The following is a 26314-nucleotide window of genomic DNA, read 5'->3' on the forward strand; positions in this document are numbered from 1 at the left end:
TGAAGGCGGGTACCACCCCGCCTACGTTTGATGTTAAGGGGCTACAGGTGCGCCAATCTGCATGATCTTGATAGCCTGTGAATCTGTCAGCATGCCGCCAGTACGTTTGGTGGTATAGAAACCAACAAATGGTTTGTTGGTGTAGGGATCGCGCAGTACGCGAGTGCCCAGGCGGTCAACAATCGTATAGCCACGCTTGAAGTTACCAAATGCGATGGCCTTGGCATCAGCGGCAATGTCCGGCATTTGTTCGTTTTCAGCGATACCGTAGCCCACCAGCATAGACGGCTGACCGAGCTCCAGACCCGGACGCCACAGGTAGTTATCTTCTTTATCTTTCAGGATGCGAGCTGCAAACAACGTATTGTTGTTCATCATGAACTTGGCACCGTTGCGATGTACTTTACGGAGCGTGTAAATCAACTTGATGATCGCATCGGCTGTGAGCCCAGTGGCCGCACCAGAGAGAATATGCTGCAGAGTGCCGAACGGACGGGTTTTGTCATCAACCAGGGTTGAGGCATAGGCCAGAAAACCCTTTGGTTTATCACTACCGTCACCAGTAGTGAAGGCAATTTCTTCCGCCTCAGAGAACCCTAACGCCAGCTCGCTATTGATCCACGACTCAACATCGAAGAATGAGTCATCAAGCATCGTTTGGGTCGCCTGTGGGTTAGCATAAATCTCACCCATGAACGGTTTAATCTGCGCCAGCGTTGGGGTATCTGTCGCGTTACGCGCATGTGTTTCACTCACCCAGGCCGATTTTGCGCCACCGGTGTTAACCACCTTGCGATAGTCAGGCGTGCTCAATGAGATAACTGTCGCTTCCTGACGCATAACGACTTCATCATGCAACAGATTCAGAAGACTACGATCCAGGTCTTCCGGCACAGCATAACCACCATCAGCATCCACACCAGTTTGAAGTGCTTTTTGTTCCAGTTCACGCAGGCCATCTTCATTCCCCTTGCGGACAAAGTCCATAAAGGCTGCTTTGTGCTCGGTTACTGATTTGCCCTTTGAACCACCGCCAGGCCGTCTGGTTGCAGCCAGCTCGGCTTCCAGATCGGACTTCAGATTTTCCAATTCGGACAGTTTACCGTTCAGTGTTTCAACCTGACCCGCCAGCGCGCCCTTTTCCTGCTCGATCGCATCAATTCGTTTATCGTTTTTTGATTTGAAGTCTTCAAACTTCGCCTGCAGTTCCTGCGCGACCAGCTCTACATCTTTAATTTCTACTGCCATGTTTTTACTCCAGATTAAAATGTGATGTTTTTAAGTGCATTCAAAGCAGAGTCCACATCCTCAGCGTCGCGCAGATTCAGTGTGCTATATCCCCCGGCCATGAATGCTTTGGCCTGAGTTCGTGAGAGCCCAACATCACGCAGGACTCTTTCAATACTTTTCTGTGAAGGCAGTTCGCCACGGGCAAACGCGCTTTTCACATCGCTGATTCTCGCCTCGTCATTGGACGGAAACGTAACTGGGCTGACCTCCCACAGGTCGATCTCTTTGAGAAGAAACACCTCTTTTGTTCGGTCGTGCTCCCAGTCCTTCAGCATGTAGCCAATAGAAAGGCCGGTTAAAGAACCGGCCTTCATGTGGGCGTGGGCGCGCTTTGCGAGAGGATCGTCATCAATGAGAAGACGTCCTTTCACAAACAGTCCGACGTCATCCTCTTTCATCTCGGTGTAAATACCGATCGGCTCATCCATCTGGTGCTGCCAGAGCATTGCAGGAAGAGATTTCTTCTCACGCCATGTTTCCAGAGACTTGCTGAACGCGCCCGGTACAACCACATCGTCGTAGCTGTCCTTAACACCAAACACAGAGCCATAACCTTCAAACTCACCGTTGTCGCTGACGGATTTCAGTTTCAGCGGTATATCCATCCGCTGCTTAGTCATCGGCATTTTTATGTTCCTCAGTTTTGGCTTGTTTACTGCCATCGGATGGTTTAGTTGTCATGTTCATTGGTGTGAGGTAAACATCGCCACCTGGACGAGGGTTGCGATCCTCCAGCTCAAGACAATCATTTGGTGAGTACATACCCCAGTTAATGGCTGTTGCATAAGCATCAAATCGAGATTTCATATCGCCACGCAACAGTGCGCCAACGTTAAATTTCGCGTAATAAACGCCCTGTTTTGAATCTTTAATCAGGCCAATATTGATGCGCTGTTCAATGCGTGTGAGGTAGGGAACAAGGGAGTAGTTTATAAACCCCATCCCTAACTCTTCGATATTGCTGTATGTTGCACGGTCGGTGTTCTGCACCATGTGCATTGGCACACGAAATAGTCGGCAAATTTCCTCTAACTGAAATTTACGGGTCTCGAGGAACTGGCTGTCTTCTGCGTTCAACGCCATTGATTTCCAGTCCAGCCCCATTTCAAGGATCATGGGTCGATGGGCATTTCCCAGCCCCTGATGTTTTTCCTCAAAATCAGCTTTCAGGCGTGCGTATGCCGCATCGCTTAATTCGCTATCTGTTCGCAGCACCCCTGATGTAACAGCGCCATTGCCAAAAAGCCTGGCACCATGTTCTTCTGTGGCTAACCCAAGAGAAATGGCTTCCCTTGCATAAGCGATAGGATTCAGCCCCACCAGCCCGTCCAGTGTCATGATGCGAACATGCCAGATATCGTCCTGGCTGAGTACGTCTGTTGAGCCATCAGGAAAAGTTACCTGGTAGACCGGTTCCCAACTGCTGTTGAGCTTTGGTACTACACATCCGGGGTCGATCGGTAACAGCTCTACGACCTCATTAAAGGCTTTTACTTTGTACGCGTAGAAATTCCCTCTAAGGCAGAGGCTGAGGATTACCAACTCCCAGAATTCCTGCGGGGTCATGTACCCATTGGGTTTTAGGGTCAGAAGTTTGAACAGCCTTTCTCCTGTCGCCTTTTTTTTCCCCGTATCAGTGGTCTGGAACAGACTGCAAGGCAGCATGCCGATGGATTCGGCCAGCACCCTGACGCAGGAAAAAACGGCAGTGAGCCGCATCGCCCGTTGGCTGCTTACGCGCTTGCCAGTATAGGTGTCATAGGTCAGCCCAATATCCTGCGCCAGTTCTGCTGGCGTGGTCACTGGTTGATCGCTTTTAGTGAACATCCCACGGAAGAACATCAGTCACCCCCGGTGCTGTTCAGCGAAGTTGACAAGAATTTTGCCATCAGCCAGGACCATGACAGGCACAGCAAACCACCAGAAATATAGCCAGCGGGGGGATAAATCATCCATGCCCCAAATGAAAGCAAAAGCGCCCCCAGCACTCCTATCAGCGGAGTGAGTATCGTCAGGATCATAAACGCCTCGGTTAAAGTGAACGTATGCCGCGTGATTCGATGCGTTCAGAAATTGAGTCAACCTTTTCGTAAAGCATCGAACGGCCAATCGCCATAATCAGCGCAACAGCGCCGTCGATTTTGTTTTCGTTCTGCTCTTTGATCGGCTTAACCACATCGTCATTACCCGGCAGATATTTCCCGACGACGTTACTGATACACCAGCTCATGATCGGGTTGCCGTCGTGGTGAAAACGTCCCGACTCAATGGCTGCTTCCAGTTCTTTCATCGGGTCAGACATGTTGGTGTAATTCTGGATGATGGTGATGGGATTAAGCCCTTCATCAGCCAGATCATGAGAAAGGCCCGTCGCACCGAAGGGATCAATCGGCGACTCGCTTACTGGGTTGAGTTTGTTCGCTGCTTTGGCCTCTTCAAGGATGTAGCGATAATCAACTTCCGCGCCATCCGTTACCGTCAGCAGCCCCATCTCAACCCACTTCTGAAAACGTTCAGCAGTGCGACGATCCTCATTTCTGTCAACGCTATAGACCGTGTCATAGGGCACCCAGAAACGCGGTGCAACGCTGTAATAATGCGTTTTCCCATCGATCTCCCGGGTAAACAGCCGCGGCATACTGTTCATATCCAGCTTTCGTGCAAGGTCAAATCCCAGCACGCAAGGCTGTCCTTCGAACTGCTCCAGCGTCAGCGTCTTGTCTTCACAGTTCTGCCAGGACACCAGGTTGAAGAACGCGGCGCGGGCAGCGACCCAGATATTCAGGTGCTTCGTTTTGAACACGCCCGCCTGGCGGGCATTGTTTATAGCACGCTGTTGCTGGCTCAACAGGAAGTCGCGGTAGACCGACACCCCCATATTCGGGTTTGCCTTCTCCAGCACCTTCGGGTCGGTCCAGTCATCACCTTCATCGACGGTATAAACAACACCGAACAGCTCCTCGTTGGGCACCGAGCCATTCAGCATCTCGATAACTTCACGGCGCTTGTCGTAGCAAGGTCCCTCGATGTTGTAGCCCGCTGTGGTGATTGCCCACATCAGCGGCTGCCGGCGGGCCCCCATGCCCGTCAGCATCGTGGTGTACAGCGAATCGGTCGGGTGTTCATGATATTCGTCGACTATCGCGCAGTGTGGCGAGGCCCCGTCACCGGGATTGCCGATCAGCGGCTCGAAGCGGGCGCCGTCTTCCGGCCGGTTCAGATTTGAGGCGTTTACCTCAATGCCGAAGGCCTCCACCAGCAGTGGAGTGCGCTTGCACATCAGGCGCGCTGGCCGGAATACTTCCCACGCCTGCTTTTCCGTTGTGGCGCCAGAGTAAACCTCGGCACCGAACTCGTTATCACAGGTGAAGCAGTAAAGCGCCACGCCAGCAGAAATGGCCGACTTACCGTTCTTACGGGGGATCTCGGTATAGACCTCCCGGAAACGGCGAAGCTTCGATCCCTTTTGCACCCAGCCAAAAGCACAGCAGATGATGAACAACTGCCAGGGCTCCAGGGTGATCGGCATCCTCTTGAACGCCCATTCCCCCTTCGTATGTGGCAGCAGCTGAATAAACTTCGCGGCCTTCTCCGCCATGTCTTTATCAAATCGGTACCGGAATTTTCGGCTTTTCTCCTGAGCCATATCATCGATATGGCGCTGACAGGCCTGAATGACATACTGGCACGCCGGGAGCTTACCCCGCACAACGTTGCGGGCGTACTGATTCGCGGCGTTAACGTTGGGGTACGATTTGCGGCTCATGCGTTGATCATCTTCAGGAATGGGTTGGAAGTCTTCTTCTGGCCAGCGAGCCCGACCAGGCGCTGGCGACTGCTAGGGTCGAGACCAAGCATCGAACCGGTAGAACTCATCTCCGATTCCTGTTCTTTCTTAGCGGTGAGCTCTGGATTCTTTATCTTTCCGCCCATCGCACCGTTGATGGTAAGCCCATCGTTCGCGATGCTCCTCACTGCACGGCGCCAGAACTCATAAGCAACGCACCAGCGCTCGAGCACGGCGAGATCGGTTACGCAGAGCAGGCCCTGACCGCATAACTCTTTCGTTGTCAGCTCCCACATAACGGTTGCCATTGGCAGACCATCGTCTTCTGCAAACCACTCCGGCGGTGCAACACCCTTGATGGGAGTGAACACCGGCTCTTCTTTATTCAGGGCTCGCTTACCGGGATTCCCGGCCAGCTCCTTGCGCGCCGTTGGCTTTGGGCGACGCCCGGAACGCCCCGCCGTTCCAGCCATAAGCGACACTCCAGGTTAAATTTCATTTTTCGCGGGTATAAAAATTCGAGGAGGCGGGCAGTCCGGAAGGCGCGCGGTCGCAGAGATTTGACCTCCCCCTCCCCAGTCTGATGATGACATTAATTATCACTTGAGCCGCTCACGCGCGGTCTTCGCTGCGTGACACGACCAGCACAGGCTTTCAAGGTTGCTGTCTTCATCAGTACCGCCGTGGGCCTTCGCCTTGATGTGGTCCACGCAGGACGCCTGCTTCACTATCGCCTGCCGTAGATGGTTCTGACACAGCCCTTTGTCGCGCTTAAGTATCCGCTCCCGGATGACTTCCCACTTTGTTCCGTATCCTCGCTGCTGCCGTGATTGACCTGGCTTGTAGGACTTCCAGCCTTCACCTTTGTGATTTTCACAGTAGCCAGATGGGTCTGTTGTGGTGTTGCGACAGCCGCGAACACGGCAAGCCTTTGGTGTGCGCGGTGGCATATTCACTCCCCAAAAAACGTATAGCATTATCGCAGACACTCAATGAATGCCTGCTGAATGCCACTAATCGTCGAGTTGCAATACACCGTGCTCAAGTGACTCTGAGTAGGCGATCATCCCTGTGTATTCAGGGATAATCTCGCCATCATCCGCTTCAAATTCCGGGATCGTGCCAGTGGTGATGGTGTATTGGGGCTGCCCATCTTCTTTCGCGAAGGCTGCCAGGTCTTCAATCTGCTTAGCTGTAAGAACTACTGTCATGCTCATTCCTCAGTTGTTAAAAAGCCCCGCTATTGCGAGGCTGTGATGATTTTATTTGGGCAGTTGCGCTGAACAGACCTGTTGTGCGCCAGAATGTCCCGCTTCGTCTGTTTATCCAGCACGGCAATATCGTGCTCAGTGAGGTAGATGATGCTTACCCAGTCACAGGCCGTGTCCGTTACTTCAGGTTTTGCGGGTAAATCTTTCGCGCAACTCACGGTCAACATCGTCATCAGGAAGATGATTAACAGTCTGCTGTACATCCCTGGCTCCTTTTGTTGTTTCTACCCGGCGTTCGGCTACCGCTTCTGTAGCTGCTGCACGCTCTTCAGTGCGTTGCTGGTCCGCTTTTGTTTCGGCGATACTGGTACCGCGAGATTTACCCAGACCAAAAGCACCGGCAATTGCTGCCAGCGCGGCAACAATCAGGCCGGTAATCATTTCAAGTCCCATAGTGACCTCACACCAGTGCGGTTTTAGCTTTGGCGTAACGTTCACGGCGGTCTTTAATGCCGTTCTGCCCGCCGTTAATAATCTGCGTGACGCGTTCCACATCCCCCGAATAGAGGAGACAACCGCGTAACGTGAAGTACCATGCCGCCGAACGGGCCGCGTGTCGCTCTTGCGTCAATAGTTCCGGAGTGCTCACAAGGTCAAGCTTCAGCGCTGTACCGCATTTGGTGTAGTTCTCACGACCAGTGATTTGCAGCAGGCCACGACCGCGATATTTCCAGCCATCACCCTGACTGTTATTCCCCATGCGGTCACCGTAAACCAGATTGGCTATTTGTGGCTGATGAGCGACCTGTTTACCATCAACACGACCCAGCATTTCACACTGATACGGCGTCAGGCGATTACCGAAGGTTTTCTTCAGCCCTTCAACCGAGTAGTTAAAGTTTTCTACCAGCGAGGTAAAGCCATTGGATTCATGCCCAACTTGTGCAATGAACATGGCCTGGTCATTCATCGCTGTGATGCCAAATTCTGTCATTGCAGCATCGATATGCTGAAACCAGCGCGAAGCTTGCTCGGCGCTGAGTCCAGCCGCCTTTTGAAATTGTTGTAGTTTCATCAGATTACTTAGTGAAGGGTTTTGAGAGTTTCGCAATGTTGCCTTTGGCATTCATCACGGCCACCAGCAGGGCAACAACCACAACCGAATACGGAATACAGGTCTGCGTTATCAGCCCAAACCAGGTCATGATTGGTATGGCTGCGCTGGCAATCATCAGCATCACTGCAAGAAACGATTTTCCCCGATGGAACCGGGCACCGGCACTCTGGTAGAGAAACAGAGAGATAAAAATCAGCACGCAGGCAACCGCGTTGAACCAGAGCAGCCCAATGTTAACTGCCTGGAAGAATTCATTTAGCATTCCCGCCTCCCGGCCTGATGAAGTTCAGAACCATCCGGATAAAAGACATCGGGTCATCAGCGACGGTGATAGCGATCTTCACCAACAGATTGACCACCATGCTGGCAACCAGCGCACCAATAGGAAGTTTCGCTTCAATACCATCTGCTGTGTATTTCGTCAGAAGCTCAGAAGCAAGCGGAGCTGCCACCACGCCGGATACAACAGAGGGGATGAACAGAAAGATTTTCTTCCAGTTCGAAATCGCGTTGTCTACGAGTACGAAAATCAGTGAACCTGAAACAGCTGCGATAAGAACGCCAGCGTCTATCACTGGCGACATTCCTACCACCGTTACCCCGCCAAGCAGCATGTATGCCCCGAGGGTTGTATTTGACATTGTTGCTCCTTTGCTCGGTAAAACCGGGGCTGTGGAATAGGTCAGGCTCTCGGGCTCTTATGTCAAAGTGATAGTTAGGAGTGATTCCCGGAGCCTGAAATGCAAAAAGGCCACCATAAAGGTGACCTCAGAAGTGAGCCGATTGGCTGAATTATTCGGCTCACTTATCGAGCCAAATAAAAGACCCCGCCGAGGCGAGGTCTGGAAGATTCATTTTTACTCAACGGTAGACATACAACGCCTATCATTAGAGAAATGCTACGCAGTTTTTTTGAATTTAGCAAGCATCATGCTGCGAAAATATCAAAGTATGCATTTAACGTGTGACATTACGCAGCTTTTTCTCTGCAAAGGTTTCCTCCTGCCAGCATTTCGTTATCAACTTATCGATAATCGGTGCATACCCGCTGTACCACTGATAACTCGTCATATCAGGTACCAGTCTCTCTACACGTGCGCGCGCTAACGTCGTAGGCAATCTGCTATAGCCCTTGCCGTTACAGCGCCCACAAACCTTATGCACCGGCACCCCATGAAGCGCTGAACGCTTTTTATCGAGAGCTGTTCCACGACCTCTGCAATCGAGACATGCGGTGCTCACCTCTCCCTTCCCATTACAGTGCTGGCAAATTTCCTCTACTTCTTCCGTTTTCACCTTTGGGTCAACGCCAATCACACCAGGGTGTTTAACGACCTCGCGGACCACGCGTTGAACACCAGCCCCACCGCAGTGCGGGCATTCGCATTTACTGGCCGCCGAGCGGGCGTAATCGCTGTAAGCAAACTTCACCAGGCACAGAGCCATCTCAGTGCGAGCCTGGTCGCTGAGCTTTTTCATGATCGGGCTGTGTAGCGCCATGGCGTATTCCATTAATCCATCAATGGCCGGGGCCGGATCCTGAACACCCGTCTTCGCAAGAAACAGGTTAAAGCCTAGTGAAGCCTGTGCCTGCACCATCCCCTGCGCAGCCATCACATCAGTAATTGTCAACGCATCACCGCCAGTCGCAGGTGACGAATCGCTCAGGTTTGGTGACTTTGGTGAGTAGTATTTCGGTAACGATTCGATATTCATTGCTTAGCGCTCCATACATTTACGCTTTAACTATTACGCCGATCGCCAGCGCCCGATCCAGAAAACGAAACGCCAGCTCCAGCTGGGTTCCGTGCTTTTGTTCAAACGCCGCTACATCAGCATGCAATTTGTCGTGACACTCTCTGCACAGAGGGAACACGAACAGGTCGTGGGCTTTGGTGGCGGTACCGCCCATACCATGCCCGATGATATGGTGCGGGTCGTCTGCCGGTCGGCGACAACCTTCGCAGGGTTGAGATTTAACCCAGCGGGTATAGGCAGCATTCTCCCAGCGGCGGCGCTTAGGCCGAAGCATGAATGACTCTGGCGATTCAGGATCCGCTCTCAGCGCCAGCACTTCAGGCTGCTGCTCCGGCACAGTTTCAACCTTGCTGGCTTTTTGCCGCAAAATGCTGGTGGCCGGAACAGTAGGCATAATGTCTGCCTCTCTGTAGACCGTGGGGATCTGCTCGACAGGCAGCATCAGCGCCTGCGTCGCCATATCTTCCGGGATAGCATCAGCTACGCCTGCATAGACCGCCCACCAGCACAATTCAGCAATGGACAATTCGCGCTCACGGTTGAACCGCAGGCTAGCCAGAGCGGTGTCAATGATCCAGTTGATGACGTTGCGGCGGGCAATTCCTTCAAGTAACTCGGTGGTTTGCTCACGCAGCTTGTTTTCACAGTGCCAGCACAACATCATCGAGCCAGGCGGATGCCGCATGGTCAGCCGCTCATGATGGTGATAATCCGAGTGCGGGTACTGGCATTCGCTAATGTTGCGCTCCAGCCAGTACTCCAGACCGGGCAGACCACCAGCAGCGCGGATCACTCTTTCATCAGTGAAGAATGGTTCCAGCGTTTTATCTTCTGCCAGTGGCTGACGGGCATCAGGAACGCGCCCGGTCGCCAGTCTTGCCATGTTCTGTGGCTGAGTCTCCACCAGCACCCGGCCACCAGAAAACAGGCTCATCAACTCACGACCTGGCTTTAACAGCACCAGGCCGAGTCGTGGAACAATTTCAGGGGTTAGCAGAGCCCTCACGCCACCTCCCGCTGCTGAGTGGTGCACAGATCGGGCAGGTTCGCCAACACCAACGCGCGGGCGAACGGAGGCGGCACGGCGTTCCCGCATCTCGCGACTTGTTTATCTTTGGCATAACGGTTGCCGCGATAATCGCGATCGATGACATAACCGTCAGGGAAGCCCTGCGCCTTGTACAGCTCGTGGGGTTGCAGCATACGCATACCAATATCGACAATCTGGTATGGAATGCTGTCTATATGGACCAGCCATTCGGAATCAGAAGAGCCGCAATATTCTTCCAGGAAGGTTTTAACCTCTCCGATATGCATCCCACCCGCAGTTACGGTAGGCAATGGTTTATCCACCTGCTGTCCGTCTTTACAGAAACCACGCAGATGGATCAGGTGAGAAGTCACGACGGCATGGTGATCCACTGTTGTTACAGAGTGCGCTGGTTCATCCATCGACACACCCGGCCCGGTATAGTTGCCCCCGTAGTGCTTCGCCAAAAAAGCGCTCACCGTCGCGAACTTATTGCCACCAGCAGTAACCGTTCCCAGCGGGTTCTCTATCTGTAGTACGCGTGTCGCCTGCCCCGGTCGTTCGCCGTAGCCCATCTGAATTAACGTGGGCATCACCAACTGCGACTTACCGCCACCGCCAGCCGTAATCGTTGCGCTTGGTTCGTCTGCCCGGTGCCCGATGCTGGCACCGAACTGGCGGGCGATAACTGGGGCGACAACACAGGCCCGTGACTGTTTCAGAATGGTATGTGCCGGTTTGTCCAGCGGGCGCGGTTTCGCCTGGTACTCACTGCCGCCGTTGCCAGCCAGGAACGGAGTCAGCGCCGCTTCCACCACACCGAGAGCATGCCCATTTCCACCCGGGCGTTTTGATGTACCGCCGGTGACTGTCGGTACCGGTTCGGTAACTGCCTGTCCGGCTGCACCGGTGCGGAACTTTGTCAGATGCGGTACGGCGATCGCGTAGCCGTGGGTTTTGGTAATGGTCTGTAACGGCGCTCCCAGTTCCTGGCCCCGAAAACAGTCGTAATTGCCTTTCGAGGTGGTGTGGTTGCATTTCACGATGAACGGCGAGGCGTTGTCGATAACAAAGCGCTGGATGCCGCGCGCTATGCGCTTAAGTGTATTTTCTGCCAGCGGCTTTTTGCGGTCGAAGATAGACATAGCCGGAATGTTCCAGTCGATGCATTCCGCAGCAGTTCGCCATGGCGCAAGCTTGCCGCTCTGAACCTCCAATGATTTCGGATCGCCGTGTGTTGGCTCTGGCCACGCAATCGCCTGACCATCACGACGCATCACCATGAAGAAACGCTTTCTGATGGTCGGCGCGCCGAAATCGCAGGCACGCAGCTCGCGATAATCGACATCATAACCAAGCCCGGCGACCAGCTGCTGCGCCTGCTCACTCTCCGGCGACAACTCCAGAAACTCGCAGCACTCCAGCAGCGCAGGATGGTGTTCCGGGATGCCAGTAGTCAGCATGCCGACGAATGCATGGAACGTTTCACCGGAGCGCGCTGGATCAGGACGCATTTCATCTGCCAGCAACGGCCCCCAGGTTTTAAACTCCTCGACGTTCTCCAGCATCATCACCCGTGGACGCTTTGCCAGCGCCCAGCGAATAACAATCCAGGCGAGGCCTCGAATCTCTCGCTGTACAGGCTTCGCACCTTTTGCTTTTGAGAAATGACGGCAATCAGGGCTGAACCACGCCAGACCGACAGGATTACCGCCGGTCGCGGCCACCGGGTCAACGTCAAACACGGACTCGCAGTAATGGAGTGTGTCCGGGTGGTTTGTTTTATGCATAGCAATCGCGTTCTCGTCATGGTTGATGGCAATATCCACGCTTCGCCCGATCGCCAACTCAATCCCGGTAGAAGCACCACCGCCACCAGCGAAGTTATCAACAATAATTTCACGCATTGACGACTCCCTGCATGCTGTTGACCAGACCACCAGCCACAGTGATTATTTCGCTGGTGGGCGTACGCTCAAGCCAGAGCTGATTGATGTTAGCTTTCAGCTTGTTCTGCTGGGCCAGCGCCAGAGAATCCGCACCTTCAACCTGATTGAATACCAGCCCAACCTCCAGCGGCCAGATACGTGACTCTGCTTCTGGAAGTTCCACGGCAGCAGGCGTAACAACTTCGCCAGGGGCTTTTGCGGCGGCAAACTGCGCCAGCGCCATAAATGCCCTGCCTTTCGCCTCCAGATCAGCACGCTGAATGTAGCTGAAGCGCTCACCTCGCCATGATTTATCGAAAACAGCGATCGCCGCGCCAAAACCCGCCGATGATTCTGCCGGCTGCCCTACCGCAGGCCGATACCAGACAGGCAGATCAAAACTGATACGCCCGCGAATTAATGCGATGTGATCCGCCTCTTCAGGCCACCACACCTCACCAGTAGCTGCTTTTATCAGAAAAACATAACGCCCGCCCTTTTCACGCATTGCCAGCGTATGAGCCATAATATTCCGCATACCAGTGATCGCCTGCTTGCCTTCGTACTGTGACCGGCGGTACGGAGGGTTGCCGAACGCTGCACCACCGATGAAATCCAGCATTTCGGCCCAATCCTGCGTCAGCGCGTTATCTTCAGCGGTATACCAGACCGGGCATTTCGCATTATCGTTATCCGCGAACAGGTCCAACATCAGCGGGCCAAACAGCGCATTGATACCCCAGAATAGGAGGTCCGGCGTGCGCCACTGGTCGCCTACCTCTTTCAGCTCATGAGCACTCTTTGCGCGCAGTTCTGCCAGCGCCTGGCAATATTTGTTAATTGTCATGAGCGAAAACCCTCCGGTACGCCGCTGTAATCCACGTTGTCGTAGCTTGCCTTGAAGTTCTGGTCTCCACTGCCTTCCCTGACCCACTTGCCATTGACGCAGCGCGGGCGGCCTGCATCGCTCCATTTAATCGCCGACTGGAGATAACCAGGAAACTTGGACGGCAAAAACAGCGTGGTTGGTCGAAGGTATTCGGCCATTTTGATATCCGCGCCCCACTTCTCGGCGCTGTAGTCGATCACCAGAGCCAGTTCGTCAGGGTTGAACCCTTCGCGGAGTCTGGCCCGGATGTGTTCCAGCGAACCTTTGCAAACCTGGAACCTTGAGCCCGTGGCCTGATTCAGATGGGCCAGTGAAGATTTAGCCTGGTCAGTGATCAAAACTTCGGGGTCGGGTTGCACAGCAACCGGACAAGGGGTTTTAGATTTACTTGATGGATCTGTAGTTGAATTTACTGACGGATCCCCGCCAGATTCTGGAGGGTGAAAACCCCCGTTTTCGTTGGATTTTGACGGGTCGGATTTTGATGCATCAGATTTTGACGCGTCAGATTTTGATGTGTCAGATTCTGACAGGTGAGAAAACGCTGCGGCCTGCAGTTTTGCCACGTTCAGCTGGTAAACGTTAGACGCATTGCGGTTGCCCTTACGACGTGCTGTGCGGGTTAACCAGCCGTCGGCCTCCAGCTTGGCAATAGCAGTCCTGATCGTGCTGGCACCAGCGCCGAGCTGCCGGGCAATGGTTTCAATGGAAGGCCACGAAACGCCTTCGTCATTGCTGAAATCAGCCAGGCGCGCCATGATCGCCACGCTGGACAACTTCATACCTGACGACGCACAGCCATCCCAGACGTACGCGGATAATTTAACACTCACTTATCTATCCTCTTGAATCTGGAGCGGAACACGATCAACGGAGCGACGCATTCCCACTCATAGCCCGGGCGACGGTAAATCACACGCTGGCCAACAGGGTCATAGCCGGTTACATTCACGACAACGGCGTGATGATCCTTGTAATAGCGGTTCAGTGGCTGAATGTATTCGTGCATTTCAGCCTCCCATCAGTTCAGAAGCGTAGCGCTGGGCTATCCACTGAACACCCTTCGGCGTGACGCGGGTTTGGGTGAAAGCGTGCCCAAAGTCTGAAGTACCGGTTTTTACGGTGAACAACCCTTCACGCTGGCGGAGTGCGTGAGGCAGCAAATTACCGGACTGGCGGAAAAGCATCTTGTCGCGCAGCAGAACGTCAATCATGGCCTTCTCAGGCATGTTCAGAATTTTCGCTGTCTCACGCAGGCTCTTCGTCCCACCGGCTTCGACGTAGTGATTAACGAAGGCAACTTTCGGTGCATCCAATCTCACTCTCTGCGAAAGCTTCGCGTTCTGCTCGGCCATATCAGCTGCGAGACGGAGTGCTTCAGGCAATGTTTGAGGCAGACCAGCCTGGCTCTCCAGCTCCTGCCAGCGATCCACAAGGCGAGCTGTAAACTGTGGAGATAACTGAGCCACAATTACGTAGCTGTCGCGCTTGTTAATTTCATAAAAATGGTACGTCCGCCCATTCTGTTGATGGGTATACGGCGTTGGCGCATACCCCTGTATGACGCCAGAAGCCATCAGTCTGTCGATGGTTCGGCACACATCGGCATGGCGAGACTCAACAAGCTCCGCTATTTCACGACTGCTCATCGTTGCAGAACTGTCCATAAACGGGGTTACAACTACCGGAGAATTGATGCTATTCGTCTGCTGAACCATTCTTTGCTCCTCCCCGTGAAATAAAGTCCCCCACAGCCCATTCAGTGAAACTGTGGTTCACCTGAGCCCACCCACCCAGTACTCTTACGGCATAGCAATACGTGACAACGCTTCTGCCACCGCGAACCGGTAGCGCGCGGAGTTGCGATCGCTGATAATTTGCGGTTAAATTGCTCACGCGGATTTCTCCATACACAATGATTTATCTGCCACGACGCCCGGAGCTGCACACTCGCGGGCGTCACTCTTTTCAGTCACACAAAAAACCCGAAACAACAGCGTTATATGCTCCTGAAACTTCGCAATTACCTGGTAACTGTTTTCCTCAATCTGTGCACGTTCATCAGCGTCAATCACCCCGTCAGCGGTCGCTTTCCGAATGTAACTGGAGTGTTTACCTAACCACTCGATGGACTCCATCAGGCGTTGGTTAATGTCCGCGTTGTCAATGTCCTCTACGTCAGCCAGAGGAACGAATACGCCGCCAGTGTGTTTCGCGATAGCATCAGCGATATGGTTTGAGCCACCAGCGCGCTGCAGAACCATTGCCCATCCCAACGGGAAGATTTGATCGCCATCGACGCGTAGGCGGTTGAAAAGCGCGTTCTCCGTTACATCCAGCCATTCAGCCGCTTCGGCATATCCGCCCGGTAGCTCAGCTATCGTCTTTTTAATTGCAGCCACCAGCCAGGCCGGTTGGCGTTCTACTTTCCATTCAGGTTCATTACCCACGGTTAACTCCTAAACTCTGTGGTTACTGTTAAGCGACCGGCTCATTAGGCTTGTCATAAGCTTTTGAGTCATAAACCAGCACACCATTTGTCTGCTTCTCTGCTAGTAATGCGTATTGCCAAGGAACAACCTCTTTCCAGAGACTCACGGTTGACTTTGAAACGCCGAGAGCTTTCGCTACTGCGGTCGCCGTACCAAAATGGTTGATTAAATCTTGCTTTAACATTGACCTCTCCAGGACATGAATAATGGCATTAAGTTTAATATTTCAAACCAAATATAGTCAAGAAATTAAACCATCATATGTTTAATTCTTTAAACATGATTACTGAAACGATGGGCGACCGTATCTCGCGGCGCATGAAGGCTTTAAAGCTAAAAAGCACCCACCTTATGGCGGCTACTGGAGCTTCAAAGGGAACTGTTAGCCAGTGGGTTAATGGCGGCACAGAGCCGTCTGCGAAATACATAAGCAAACTTGCAGAAGTTTTAGGGGTGAGTGAGCGCTGGTTAACCGAAGGTGGCTTGATCGAAGAAACAATTGGCAATGCTGAGCCAGGTCCTGATCTGCGACGTAGGGTTCCTTTAATTTCTTCTGTTCAGGCTGGCAATTGGAAAGAGATGGTAGAGGGTAATTTGGATGAGGTAACTCATTGGATCGAGACAACAGCTAAAGTATCGCCTTATTCCTTCTCCTTACGTGTTTCTGGTGATTCGATGTCAGCGCCGTCAGGCAGTGGAATGTCTCTTCCAAATGGTTCGATTGTGATTGTGGACCCTGAAGTTGAACCGGTTAACGGACGCATTGTGGTTGCTCGTATCAATGGAACCAATGAAACAACAGTGAAAAAATTGGCTATTGATGGTCCAAATATGTACCTGATGCCGCTGAATCCTTCATTTCGTCCTATTCCTCTTGATTCCACATGCGAAATCGTTGGCGTATGCGTTCGGGTGGAAATGGACCTGCTCTAAACTCTTCTAAACCCCTCGTAGGATCAAGCCAGCGTAGAGCTGGTTTTTTTTCACCCCCATTAATTTAGTTTAATTATTCAAACTTTATCCTTGACATGATTGTTTGAATCATTAAACTAAATTCCATCGACAGCGAACAGGCAGGACGCCCACGAAGTAGCCGCCCGAAGATACCTGAAGCCAGTAATGCCAGCACCTCTGTTCTGGCGGCCCGTTCATCTCCGTGACGGCAACCGCCAGCTTTTTCAGAGCACAACGTGAAAGCGCACTCCTTCTCATCAGTTATGGGTGGCAGGTGTGAAAACAGTGGAGTGCGCTCTCAGTTGTGGTAATGCGGCTATGCGCACGCGGCGAGGCCAGTTCATTCAACCATTGAAATGAAGACTTTCTTCGTAGTGTAACGTCGCCAGCTCTGGCCAGGCTGGCAGGTGGAGGCACCACCACCACAACAATATTGCTGTGTGTAGTCTTGGCGGTACCCGGACCTTCCTTAGCCAAACCGGAGGAAGAAGATAATGTTCTGCCGCGGTATCGCCCTTTTTACACAAGAGACAAGAGTACCAACGGGTGACGGGCCAACCCTCCCAACCCATCCGGGCGTTTGACGTAGGCGCTGGTGCTCTTCTCTGTTGTGTATGGAGAAACTTACGGCGGCGGCAGCCGCTTAACCACGAGGAACCGATATGAGCAGTGATCGCATGACCGTAGTGCCCGATTTCCTGGGCGAACTGGATGCCGGTGTGTTCATGAACAAAATCGCCGCCGCCCTGAATACCACCGCGCTGGGAGTTCTGAACAACGGCAACAAAGGCAAAGTCACCCTGACCTTTGACCTTGATCGCATGAGCAACTCAACCGAAGAGAAGCGCGTGATGATCAAACACAAATTGCAATATTCCTGCCCTACTCCACGCGGGAAAACGTCAGAAGAAGACACCACCGAAACCCCGATGTACGTCAATCGCGGCGGTAAGCTCACCATCTTGCAGGAAGACCAGGGGCAGCTGTTCGGCATTAACGGGGTCACCGACGGAAAGCTTAAAGCGGCTCAGTGAACCGCGTCTGATTAATTCACTGCGATTTTTTCCACCAATTTATTTTTAAGGATTTTTTATGTCCCAGCAATTAGACAGCAGCGCGATCCAGCAAGTTAAAGACCTGGTTCTTTCTGGATATCATCTTGACGATGTCCAGGGGCTCGCATGCCCAACGGCAATTTTGCCGGAAAATACCGTCGTCGCCAGCCTTGAAAAATTTTCTCTTGAACGTTTCCGCTTCCGTGGAGCAATGGATACCACCAGTATTGACGACTTTGTGCGTTACTCTGCTGGCTACGCCAAACCAGAGGAAAAGGCCCGCTGCTTTATTGACGCCGAAAACATGCGGGCGAGCTCGATCTTCAACATCGGCACCCTGGACAATCCAGGCCATGCAGATAACGTCTCAACTATCCAACTGAAGAAAACAGCACCATTCCGTGCGCTGCTGGCTATCAACGGCGACCGCCTGAACCAAAAGCAGATTGCCGAATGGCTGGAAGACTGGAGCGATTTCCTGACGGCATTTGATGCAAACGGCGAAACCATGAGCATTGCGCAGGCTGCGCAGGCAGTACGCCGCGTCAATATCAAACAGGTGTCGGAATCTGCGCACGAAGACGAAGATTTCAGCGGCAAAAAATCCCTTATGGAAAGCGTGGAGGCCAGCAGCAAAGACGTTATGCCGGTTGCCTTCGAGTTCAAATGCGTACCGTATGAAGGCCTCACAGAACGTCGTTTCAGCCTGCGCAACAGCTTGCTGAAAAGTGGTGAACCGATGTTCGTGCTCCGCGTTGTGCAGCTGGAAGCACAGGAAGAGGCCATCGCCAACGAGTTCCGCGATCTGCTGATCGAGAAATTCGACGGCAAACCGGTAGAAACCTTTATCGGTAACTTCAAAGCGTAATTGCTCTGCCTTAATTGCCCTGCGCGCCGGGGCAATTAGTGAAGCGTAATTCCATTATTTATCGCCATCTGGCGAGGGATTCGTACAGTCAAAATTCAGCGCGGTGCAGCGCGTAATATGGAGAATCACAGATGAGTTTTATCCAGACACTATCGGGCAAGAAGTTTAATTTCATCAACCCCACGGCCAATGACGTTGATATTGAAGATATCGCGACTGCCCTTTCAAACATCTGTCGTTTCACTGGCCATCTTCCTGAGTTTTACAGCGTTGCCGAGCATTCTGTGCTGGCAAGCCTCATTGTGCCTCCGGAATTTGCTTTCGAAGCGCTGATGCACGACGCGGCAGAAGCCTACTGTCAGGACGTTCCTGCCCCACTTAAGGCCCTGCTCCCAGATTATCGCCGGATCGAAGCGCGCGTTGACGGCCTTATTAGGTCCGTATTCGACCTGCCAGCGGAAATGTCACCGGTTGTGAAATATGCAGACCTTACGATGCTGGCGACAGAACGCCGTGATCTGGATATTGATGATGGAACAGAGTGGCCGTGTCTGAAAGGGATTCCCACCAGCGACATTATCCAGATCGTTCCCCTTCGTCCCGGCCAGGCGTACGGCAAGTTTATGGCTCGTTTCAACGAACTGATGGAAATCCGTAAATGCGCATGAATAAAGCCGAGTTAATAACATCGCTGCGCCTGGCTGCCAAATATCTCCCTGCAACTACTGCAACGTTATTGAATGAAGCAGCAACCAGGCTGGATGTCACCAGTGCTGCGTTAAGCGAATCATTGGAACAACGCAACGCGCTGGCCGCAGAGAAGCGCATCGCTGAACTGGAAAATGATGAAGTCCGCCAGCGCCTCGCCAATGCCGAGCACCAGCTGCACATGGCAGAACTGGCGAAATATAACCTCAGGGCTGGGCGTAAAGCACAGTTCCGCAAACGAAAAGTAGCTGAGAAGCGCATCGCTGAACTGGAGGGCGGAACGCTAACCGTGCCTGATGGTTTTGCTGCTATCGGTGAAAACATCCGCACGCAGGATAACCGCATCACCTCAGACCCGCTGTTCTGCGTGTTCCAGAAGCGTGAAATCGTTGTAGACGAAGATTACGACTGCGACCGTATCGTTTGGGTTGATGAGGATGGCAGAGAGGCGACTGAGCGTCAGCGTATTCGATTGGAGCTTCTACATCAAAACTTTCGCGAGCCGCCTGAAAAATGGCGTCGTGTAGCAGTGAAAGATATCGAAGATTTCGTTACCTGCTGTTTCACGGAACAAGGCTGCAAAGACTACCTGGCCTGTAACGGACACAATCTGCGGCAGCCATTCATTTACGTGAAAAGCGGATTCCGCAACGCTGAGTTTATCGACATTCGAAACTGGCTCGCTGCCATAACACTGGATATGCGGGAGTGACGCTATGGCTACCAATGAAATTTTAACAGTTTCGCGCATCGGTCGCGCAGATGGTGAGTACGGCTGTTATTGCCCTCACTGCGGCAAGCCAATGTTCTTCTCGGAAGATGACATTGATGATATCCGAGGATCGCAGTATCAGCACACCAGCATCATCAGCCTTCTGACTAGCGAGCGTTGTGATGGATGGCTTGAGGTGTCTACTGACGCAGGTTACTCACGAATTATGTTCGATCAGGGAGGTGAATAAGCCATGACCAATAGCAAGCTAACAGAGCGCCAGTTAGAGCGAATCATTGAATGCGCGGATGAAGTACTTTCCGCGCTGGCTGGAACAAACGAGGATGTTCACAGAGACAACAGCACTAAAATGTGTCGCCTTTGGGATGATCTGAATGATACGCACGCACCGCCAGAAGTGGTCCTGGCAATGGCTCGCGAGCTTCAGGAATACCGGAAAGCGGCGACAGCATCATTTTATCGCGATGGCATTGAAGCCGCAGCTAAATGGGTAGACCAACTGCGCGAGTCATACGACAACGAATACGGGTATCACGATCCCGACACAGGCACGTTCGAGTTCGGTAATGATGCCCAGCGCGAATATTCAGACACGCTCGTTGATGTGGCTGGGGGAATCCGGGCGTTACACCCTAACGCCTGTCGCGCAGCCATGCAGCAACCTGTAAGTAATCGTGATGAGTTGCCAGAAGAAACTGGCTCATTGCTGCAGTTACGCAATCTCATTCGCCAGCGCCATGCTGAGTGGTCACAGGCCACGTTCGGCGATGTTGGTCCTGTTGGCCCGCTCAAGCACCTATCGAAAGAAGCGCTTGAGGCCGCAGCCGAACCAGGCGACCTGAGTGAGTGGGCTGATATGCAGTTTCTGTTGTGGGACGCACAGCGCCGCGCCGGTCTCAGCGATGGTGAAATCACTGCAGCGATGGAAGAAAAGCTGAAGGTGAATATGGCGCGCCACTGGCCAGAGCCGAAAGAAGGCGAACCGCGACTGCATATCAAAGAGGCTGGCAACTCTCCGGTAATTCCGGATGGTTGGATTATGGTTCCGAAGGAGCCAACACCAGAGATGCGTGAAGCGTTTCATATCGCAAATGAAGAGTCTGAGTCTGGGCGTCATGGAGTGTGGAGCCCATACCATCAATGGCAGGCCATGCTCGCAGCAGCACCGCAGCAGGAGGAAATTTAACGTGAAACACTTAATGATTGACCTTGAAACTATGGGTACCAAGCCATCAGCACCAATCGTCGCCATCGGTGCGGTGTTCTTTGAACCGCAGACCGGCGAACTGGGAGCTGAGTTCTATACCGCGGTGAATCTGTCCAGCGACATGGATCTTGGTGCAGCTCCCGACGGTGACATATTCTGTGGTGGTTGAAGCAGTCGGCCGAAGCACGTGCGGCGATATGCACTGACGATACGCTCCCTATCGCCGACGCACTTTCCGAATTGAGCGCATTCATCAGCCGTAACTCTGAAAATCCACGCTATCTGAAAGTCTGGGGCAACGGTGCAAACTTTGACAACGTGATACTGCGTGCAGCTTACGAACGCGCTGGCCACGCATGTCCGTGGCAATTCTGGAACGACAGCGACGTGCGCACCATGGTGTTGCTCGGTCGCAAGCTTGGCTTCGATCCGAAGCGCGATATGCCATTTGATGGCGTTGCGCACAATGCCCTGGCTGATGCGCGTCACCAGGCCAAATACATCTCAGCAATATGGCAGCGCATACTGCCAACCAGTACCGAAGAATAAATCTGAATGCCCGGGTGCAGCCGGGCTGTATGGAGAAATAGCTATGCTTCAAATGCTGACTTTAGAAGAATGGGCCGCAGAGAAGTACCGGAGTAACCCGCCAAGTCTGAATACGTTACGCCGATACGCAAAGCAAAGCATGTTTAACCCACCTGCCACCAAAGAAGGACGATTTTGGCGAGTGAGAGAGGATGCTGAAATAACCGGAAATATTGCTCAACCAGTGATCTGCAAAACAGATTCACCAATACTTCAGAGGATATTGTCCGATGGCTGCCAGACCACGTAAAAATAACGTTAAGGTGCCAAACCTTTACCCGCTTTATAGTCGGAAAGTGAACAAAGTTTACTGGCGATATAAGCACCCAATAACCGGGAAGTTTCATAGCCTCGGAACGAATGAAGAAGAAGCTGCTGCTATCGCTATTGAGGCTAATTACCGTTTAGCTGAACAGCGGACCAGGCAAATATTAGCGCTTAGCGACCGGATTGCCACCAGCAAAGGTAAATCAATTACTACGACGACATGGCTTGATCGTTACTGGAAAATACAGGAAGAACGACTTGAAGCTGGAGATATAAAGCTGAATACATATAAACAGAAAGCTAAGCCCGTATCTCTGCTAAAAGAACGTGTTGGCATGAAACTGATTTCAGCGGTAGATGTTAGGGACGTGGCGCAGATCCTTGATGAGTACATCACTGCCGGTCAACCCAGAATGGCACAGGTAATTCGTTCCGTGTTAATCGACGTGTTCAAAGAGGCGCAACATTTCGGAGAAGTCCCACCAGCCTACAACCCTGCCCTGGCGACAAAGCAGCCCAGGCGCAGGATCGCAAGGCAGCGCCTATCGCTGGAGGAATGGCAGAAGATATTCGATATTGCCGACGCCAATCATCGCTATATGGGGAATGCCATGTTGCTGGCGCTGGTCACCGGCCAGAGATTGGGTGACGTCTCGAATATGAAATTCACCGATGTCTGGGAGGATCATCTTCACGTTGTGCAGGAGAAAACTGGTAGCAAAATTGCGATCCCTCTGTCCTTGCGCCTGAACGCAATAGGCTGGTGCCTGCGGGATGTGATAGTCAGATGCCGGGATTATGCGGTCAGTCCCTATATGGTCCACTTCTTCCGGGCCACATCACAAGCAGAACGTGGTGCACAGGTAAAGTCCAATACCATAACAATGAATTTCAGCAAAGCGCGGGATAAAGCAGAGATTGAATGGGGCGACGGTACGCCAGCGACATTTCACGAACAGCGGTCGCTGGCAGAACGTCTATATGAAGCCCAGGGGATCGATACACAGAAACTGCTCGGCCATAAATCACCGAACCAGACGGCTCGCTATCATGACGATCGAGGAAAGGATTGGACTAAGGTAGCCTTCTAACCCATAGAGGCTACCCTAAAGAATGGTATTTAATTCGCCGCCTGCTCAGGATGAGTTGGCGGATCATTGGAAATGATTAAATTGAATTGCCCACGGGCTACATGACCATTTTCAGTGACTTCGAGATAACTGATTCTCACCACTTCTCCTGTAACGATCGCCTCTACAAGTGCTTTTAATTCTTCAGGGCGGGCAATGTCTTCAGCAACCTTTATGGTAAAACTCTCACCGTTGCTCACTCGAATTACGCTTAGGTTAAGTTCAGTGCTCGTCATTCCAGATCGAGAGATGCCTTTGATATAGAAGTTATCAAAACGCTCAGTTCTTTCACGATCGACACTTTGCCTATTTTTATAATCTTGAAGAGCTGCACCATTATATTTCTGGTTACCAACTTTCACGGATTCGGCATCTTGAGCCACAGACTTCAGCAACGACACTTTCCCATCCTCACCATGGGCTTCAATTTCACGGCTAACCGCTGTTTCACCTCTACGCTTTACTTCTTCACCTAACTCAAACGCCCGAGTCATTCCCCCAACGACGGCCTGAGTAGTCTGGGTTTGAGCGTCCAAATCGGCATGATGGTCTTGGCTGTTCGTATGCAAATAGAAGCAGCCGCCAGCGGTCAGAGCGATAATCAGTGACAGTAAAATTGTCATTTTCTGTACGCCACTCATGCCTTCAAATGCTCCAGTGAGGAATGCAAGAAACTGATTAAAGGTGCCTGACCAATCAGTTTCTGAGTCAGTCGAACCTTCTTTGATCTGAAAGATAATGTCCAAAGACTGCTTATCTTCGTTAGTAAGCCTCTGTAGATTCGAAGTTCCATATTTCGCCAGCGCATATGCCCTTTGGAATGACTCGTGCATACTGGCAAGGCCATAAACCATCGAACTCGTCAACGAAGAATGAAATTTGTCACCCTTAACATTGATGTGAAGATTGGGCCAACCTTGGAAGTTTAAATCTATTGGCAAATCAGTACCAGGTTCGGCCGCTTCTCTTTGCAAAAAATCATCAACGACATTCCAAAATGATTCTGCATTCTCAATCACAATTGCTGCGTCACTCATCCCAAATACCTTGCTTGTGTAAAGTCTTCCCTGATGTTTTTTAACATAGACTCGTCTTTCGAAACCATGTTTCAGACAGGGGTTTTGATAAATTATTTTGATAAAATTTTGATAACCGTTAGCACGCTAACAAAAAACAACGGGAGCGTTAAGCTCCCGTTAATCGATTTAACAAATATCGAATTTACATATTGTCGATGATCGCGTCACCAAACTCTGAACATTTCAGCAGCTTAGCGCCTTCCATCAGGCGTTCGAAGTCATAGGTCACGGTCTTGGCAGCGATTGCGCCTTCCATGCCTTTAACAATCAGGTCTGCGGCTTCGAACCATTCCATGTGACGGAGCATCATTTCAGCTGACAGGATGACGGAACCTGGGTTCACTTTATCCTGGCCTGCGTACTTCGGTGCAGTCCCGTGGGTGGCTTCGAACAGTGCGCATTCGTCACCGATGTTTGCGCCTGGTGCGATACCGATACCACCAACCTGTGCCGCCAGGGCATCAGAAATGTAGTCACCGTTCAGGTTCATACACGCGATAACATCGTACTCAGCCGGACGCAGCAGGATCTGCTGCAGGAACGCATCGGCGATCACATCTTTAACGATGATCTCTTTGCCGGTTTTCGGGTTCTTGATTTTCTGCCACGGGCCGCCGTCGATCAGCTCACCGCCGAATTCTTCTTTCGCCAGCTGGTAACCCCAGTCTTTGAAAGCGCCTTCGGTGAACTTCATGATGTTGCCTTTGTGAACCAGGGTCACAGAGTCACGGTCGTTGGTGATAGCGTAATCAATTGCCGCGCGAACCAGGCGTTTGGTGCCTTCTTCTGAACATGGCTTGATGCCGATACCGCAATGTTCAGGGAAGCGAATTTTCTTCACGCCCATTTCTTCACGCAGGAACTTGATCACTTTTTCCGCGTCGGCAGAGTCAGCTTTCCACTCGATGCCTGCGTAGATGTCTTCTGAGTTTTCACGGAAGATGACCATGTCGGTCAGTTCTGGGTGTTTAACCGGGCTTGGGGTGCCCTGGTAGTAACGTACCGGACGCAGGCAGACGTAAAGGTCCAGCTCCTGGCGCAGGGCTACGTTCAGAGAACGAATACCGCCACCGACCGGAGTGGTCAGCGGGCCTTTGATGGCCACGCGATAATCGCGAATCAGGTCCAGAGTTTCAGCTGGCAGCCAGACGTCCTGGCCGTACAGTTTGGTGGATTTTTCCCCGGTGTAAATTTCCATCCAGGAAATTTTACGCTCGCCTTTGTAGGCTTTCTCTACGGCGGCATTCACCACTTTGATCATCGGCGGAGTTACGTCCACACCGATACCATCACCTTCGATGAAGGGAATAATCGGATTGTGGGGGACGTTCAGTTTGCCGTTTTGCAGGGTGATCTTTTGGCCTTCCGCCGGAACAACTACTTTGCTTTCCATTAACCTCTCCTTCGAGCGCTTCTGGTGACTGCTCGTGACTTTCGTGTCCTGGGTAGCGTTGCTGCCCCGCAACGCGAATAGTGTGAGCAATATTTTTTGTTAATGATTTGTAATGAGCTGGTTGATACTACCTGAATGTTGGGTTCCATGAAAGGTCTTCGTAATTAGGCTATAATGCGGCAATTGACCCGGCCTGAAAATACCATGAATAAAACTTCTTTTAGAAATCACCGCCTTAAGCGATTCAGCTCACAACAAGCGTCCAGACAACGCAAAGAAAGCCAGCCAAAACGCGTCATTTTGTTCAATAAACCCTACGATGTTTTGCCGCAGTTTACTGACGAAGCCGGGCGCAGCACCCTGAAAGATTTTATCGACGTCCAGGACGTGTATGCCGCCGGACGACTCGACCGCGACAGCGAGGGCCTACTTGTCCTCACCAATGACGGCGCGTTGCAGGCGCGGCTCACTCAACCGGGCAAACGCACCGGGAAAATCTACTTTGTGCAGGTGGAAGGTGATCCGGACGAGGAAGCGCTGAATTCACTGCGTAACGGTGTTACCCTCAATGACGGACCCACCCTCCCGGCGGGTATTGAGAGGGTCGCTGCGCCTGAATGGCTGTGGCCGCGTAACCCGCCGATTCGTGAACGTAAATCCATCCCCACCAGCTGGCTAAAAGTCACGCTGTATGAAGGCCGAAATCGTCAGGTTCGCCGCATGACCGCCCATGTGGGCTACCCTACCCTGCGTTTGATTCGTTACGCGATGGGCAATTACACTCTGGACAATCTTGCTAATGGTCAGTGGCGCGATGCCTGACAAGGAGC

Annotated in this window: 33 protein-coding genes and 2 pseudogenes; 11 read left to right on the forward strand and 24 right to left on the reverse strand. The window is 52.2% G+C overall.

Annotation, left to right across the window (positions count from 1 at the left end; all coding sequences use genetic code 11):
- Positions 1-33: 33 nt before the first annotated feature.
- From MUU47_RS17955 to MUU47_RS18065, 22 genes are all read right to left on the reverse strand, one after another.
- Positions 34-1248 (reverse strand): phage major capsid protein, encoded by a 1215-nt coding sequence (locus MUU47_RS17955; protein ID WP_258989523.1) that lies wholly within the window; start codon positions 1246-1248, stop codon positions 34-36.
- A 14-nt stretch (positions 1249-1262) separates the two neighbouring features.
- The gene (locus tag MUU47_RS17960) at positions 1263-1916 is read right to left on the reverse strand and encodes an HK97 family phage prohead protease (protein ID WP_258989524.1); all 654 of its coding nucleotides are present in this window, start codon (positions 1914-1916) and stop codon (positions 1263-1265) included.
- The gene (locus tag MUU47_RS17965) at positions 1903-3132 is read right to left on the reverse strand and encodes a phage portal protein (RefSeq protein WP_258989525.1); all 1230 of its coding nucleotides are present in this window, start codon (positions 3130-3132) and stop codon (positions 1903-1905) included. Before MUU47_RS17965 ends, MUU47_RS17960 begins: the two co-directional genes overlap by 14 nt.
- On the reverse strand, positions 3132-3311 hold the full coding sequence (locus MUU47_RS17970; RefSeq protein ID WP_258989526.1) for a hypothetical protein: 180 nt from the start codon (positions 3309-3311) through the stop codon (positions 3132-3134). The genes MUU47_RS17965 and MUU47_RS17970 overlap by 1 nt, the downstream gene beginning before the upstream one ends.
- Before the next feature lie 11 nt (positions 3312-3322).
- Positions 3323-5056, reverse strand: coding sequence for a terminase large subunit (locus tag MUU47_RS17975; protein ID WP_258989527.1), 1734 nt, complete (start codon positions 5054-5056; stop codon positions 3323-3325).
- Positions 5053-5550, reverse strand: a complete 498-nt coding sequence (locus MUU47_RS17980) for a phage terminase small subunit P27 family (protein ID WP_258989528.1) — start codon at positions 5548-5550, stop codon at positions 5053-5055. The genes MUU47_RS17975 and MUU47_RS17980 overlap by 4 nt, the downstream gene beginning before the upstream one ends.
- Before the next feature lie 126 nt (positions 5551-5676).
- Positions 5677-6027, reverse strand: a complete 351-nt coding sequence (locus tag MUU47_RS17985) for an HNH endonuclease (protein ID WP_016239647.1) — start codon at positions 6025-6027, stop codon at positions 5677-5679.
- Positions 6028-6090: 63 nt separating this feature from the next.
- Positions 6091-6288, reverse strand: coding sequence for a hypothetical protein (locus MUU47_RS17990; RefSeq protein WP_258989529.1), 198 nt, complete (start codon positions 6286-6288; stop codon positions 6091-6093).
- A 29-nt stretch (positions 6289-6317) separates the two neighbouring features.
- Positions 6318-6515, reverse strand: a complete 198-nt coding sequence (locus MUU47_RS17995) for a hypothetical protein (protein WP_258990554.1) — start codon at positions 6513-6515, stop codon at positions 6318-6320.
- A complete protein-coding gene (locus MUU47_RS18000) occupies positions 6472-6741 on the reverse strand; it encodes a hypothetical protein (protein WP_258989530.1) in 270 nt (89 codons plus the stop codon). Before MUU47_RS18000 ends, MUU47_RS17995 begins: the two co-directional genes overlap by 44 nt.
- Positions 6742-6748: 7 nt before the next feature.
- On the reverse strand, positions 6749-7363 hold the full coding sequence (locus tag MUU47_RS18005) for a glycoside hydrolase family 19 protein (RefSeq protein WP_258989531.1): 615 nt from the start codon (positions 7361-7363) through the stop codon (positions 6749-6751).
- Between the two features lie 4 nt (positions 7364-7367).
- Entirely contained in the window at positions 7368-7667 is a 300-nt protein-coding gene (locus MUU47_RS18010; RefSeq protein WP_258989533.1) for a phage holin family protein, read from the reverse strand.
- Positions 7657-8046 (reverse strand): putative holin, encoded by a 390-nt coding sequence (locus MUU47_RS18015; protein WP_258989535.1) that lies wholly within the window; start codon positions 8044-8046, stop codon positions 7657-7659. Before MUU47_RS18015 ends, MUU47_RS18010 begins: the two co-directional genes overlap by 11 nt.
- 316 nt (positions 8047-8362) lie before the next feature.
- Positions 8363-9121: an antitermination protein Q gene (locus MUU47_RS18020; RefSeq protein WP_258989536.1), complete on the reverse strand. Its 759-nt coding sequence runs from the start codon at positions 9119-9121 to the stop codon at positions 8363-8365.
- Between the two features lie 19 nt (positions 9122-9140).
- On the reverse strand, positions 9141-10169 hold the full coding sequence (locus MUU47_RS18025) for a DUF968 domain-containing protein (protein WP_258989538.1): 1029 nt from the start codon (positions 10167-10169) through the stop codon (positions 9141-9143).
- On the reverse strand, positions 10166-12100 hold the full coding sequence (locus MUU47_RS18030; protein ID WP_258989539.1) for a DNA cytosine methyltransferase: 1935 nt from the start codon (positions 12098-12100) through the stop codon (positions 10166-10168). Before MUU47_RS18030 ends, MUU47_RS18025 begins: the two co-directional genes overlap by 4 nt.
- The gene (locus tag MUU47_RS18035; protein ID WP_258989540.1) at positions 12093-12968 is read right to left on the reverse strand and encodes a phage N-6-adenine-methyltransferase; all 876 of its coding nucleotides are present in this window, start codon (positions 12966-12968) and stop codon (positions 12093-12095) included. The genes MUU47_RS18030 and MUU47_RS18035 overlap by 8 nt, the downstream gene beginning before the upstream one ends.
- On the reverse strand, positions 12965-13843 hold the full coding sequence (locus MUU47_RS18040; protein WP_258989541.1) for a conserved phage C-terminal domain-containing protein: 879 nt from the start codon (positions 13841-13843) through the stop codon (positions 12965-12967). The genes MUU47_RS18035 and MUU47_RS18040 overlap by 4 nt, the downstream gene beginning before the upstream one ends.
- The gene (locus MUU47_RS18045; protein ID WP_258989542.1) at positions 13840-14019 is read right to left on the reverse strand and encodes a DUF4222 domain-containing protein; all 180 of its coding nucleotides are present in this window, start codon (positions 14017-14019) and stop codon (positions 13840-13842) included. The genes MUU47_RS18040 and MUU47_RS18045 overlap by 4 nt, the downstream gene beginning before the upstream one ends.
- Position 14020: 1 nt before the next feature.
- The gene (locus MUU47_RS18050) at positions 14021-14677 is read right to left on the reverse strand and encodes a phage antirepressor KilAC domain-containing protein (protein WP_374684767.1); all 657 of its coding nucleotides are present in this window, start codon (positions 14675-14677) and stop codon (positions 14021-14023) included.
- A gap of 225 nt (positions 14678-14902) precedes the next feature.
- On the reverse strand, positions 14903-15460 hold the full coding sequence (locus MUU47_RS18060) for a YmfL family putative regulatory protein (RefSeq protein ID WP_258989544.1): 558 nt from the start codon (positions 15458-15460) through the stop codon (positions 14903-14905).
- A 28-nt stretch (positions 15461-15488) separates the two neighbouring features.
- Positions 15489-15686, reverse strand: coding sequence for a Cro/CI family transcriptional regulator (locus MUU47_RS18065; protein ID WP_258989547.1), 198 nt, complete (start codon positions 15684-15686; stop codon positions 15489-15491).
- 77 nt (positions 15687-15763) lie between these two features.
- Here MUU47_RS18065 and MUU47_RS18070 point away from each other — a divergent pair, with 77 nt between their 5' ends.
- The 10 genes and pseudogenes from MUU47_RS18070 (at position 15764) to MUU47_RS18115 (ending at position 22973) form a co-directional block, all read left to right on the forward strand.
- Complete coding sequence (locus MUU47_RS18070; protein ID WP_258989548.1) at positions 15764-16435, forward strand: LexA family transcriptional regulator; 672 nt, start codon at positions 15764-15766, stop codon at positions 16433-16435.
- 683 nt (positions 16436-17118) lie between these two features.
- The gene (locus MUU47_RS18075) at positions 17119-17490 is read left to right on the forward strand and encodes a YfdP family phage-associated protein (protein ID WP_258989549.1); all 372 of its coding nucleotides are present in this window, start codon (positions 17119-17121) and stop codon (positions 17488-17490) included.
- A 58-nt stretch (positions 17491-17548) separates the two neighbouring features.
- Positions 17549-18379 (forward strand): YfdQ family protein, encoded by an 831-nt coding sequence (locus tag MUU47_RS18080; protein WP_258989550.1) that lies wholly within the window; start codon positions 17549-17551, stop codon positions 18377-18379.
- A gap of 131 nt (positions 18380-18510) precedes the next feature.
- Positions 18511-19047 (forward strand): HD family hydrolase, encoded by a 537-nt coding sequence (locus tag MUU47_RS18085; RefSeq protein ID WP_159758088.1) that lies wholly within the window; start codon positions 18511-18513, stop codon positions 19045-19047.
- On the forward strand, positions 19038-19799 hold the full coding sequence (locus tag MUU47_RS18090; RefSeq protein WP_258989552.1) for an ead/Ea22-like family protein: 762 nt from the start codon (positions 19038-19040) through the stop codon (positions 19797-19799). The genes MUU47_RS18085 and MUU47_RS18090 overlap by 10 nt, the downstream gene beginning before the upstream one ends.
- Positions 19800-19803: 4 nt before the next feature.
- Positions 19804-20049, forward strand: coding sequence for a hypothetical protein (locus MUU47_RS18095; protein WP_258989553.1), 246 nt, complete (start codon positions 19804-19806; stop codon positions 20047-20049).
- 498 nt (positions 20050-20547) lie between these two features.
- Positions 20548-20833 (forward strand): annotated as a pseudogene (locus tag MUU47_RS18100) (dATP/dGTP pyrophosphohydrolase domain-containing protein); the annotation flags it as partial.
- Positions 20834-21007: 174 nt separating this feature from the next.
- Positions 21008-21576 (forward strand): annotated as a pseudogene (locus tag MUU47_RS18105) (3'-5' exonuclease).
- A gap of 43 nt (positions 21577-21619) precedes the next feature.
- Positions 21620-21865: an excisionase gene (locus tag MUU47_RS18110; RefSeq protein ID WP_258989554.1), complete on the forward strand. Its 246-nt coding sequence runs from the start codon at positions 21620-21622 to the stop codon at positions 21863-21865.
- On the forward strand, positions 21846-22973 hold the full coding sequence (locus MUU47_RS18115; protein ID WP_258989555.1) for a site-specific integrase: 1128 nt from the start codon (positions 21846-21848) through the stop codon (positions 22971-22973). Before MUU47_RS18110 ends, MUU47_RS18115 begins: the two co-directional genes overlap by 20 nt.
- A 29-nt stretch (positions 22974-23002) precedes the next feature.
- Here the strand turns inward: MUU47_RS18115 and MUU47_RS18120 are convergent, their stop codons facing one another.
- Together MUU47_RS18120 and icd are read right to left on the reverse strand one after the other, a co-directional pair.
- Positions 23003-24049 (reverse strand): hypothetical protein, encoded by a 1047-nt coding sequence (locus MUU47_RS18120; RefSeq protein WP_258989557.1) that lies wholly within the window; start codon positions 24047-24049, stop codon positions 23003-23005.
- A 184-nt stretch (positions 24050-24233) separates the two neighbouring features.
- Positions 24234-25484 (reverse strand): NADP-dependent isocitrate dehydrogenase, encoded by a 1251-nt coding sequence (gene icd / locus MUU47_RS18125; RefSeq protein ID WP_258989559.1) that lies wholly within the window; start codon positions 25482-25484, stop codon positions 24234-24236.
- 174 nt (positions 25485-25658) lie between these two features.
- Between icd and rluE the strand changes: the two genes are divergently transcribed.
- Positions 25659-26306 (forward strand): 23S rRNA pseudouridine(2457) synthase RluE, encoded by a 648-nt coding sequence (gene rluE, locus MUU47_RS18130; RefSeq protein ID WP_258989560.1) that lies wholly within the window; start codon positions 25659-25661, stop codon positions 26304-26306.
- Positions 26307-26314 lie beyond the last annotated feature (8 nt).

This window comes from Scandinavium hiltneri (assembly GCF_024764835.1).
In the GTDB taxonomy this organism is placed as follows: domain Bacteria; phylum Pseudomonadota; class Gammaproteobacteria; order Enterobacterales; family Enterobacteriaceae; genus Scandinavium; species Scandinavium hiltneri.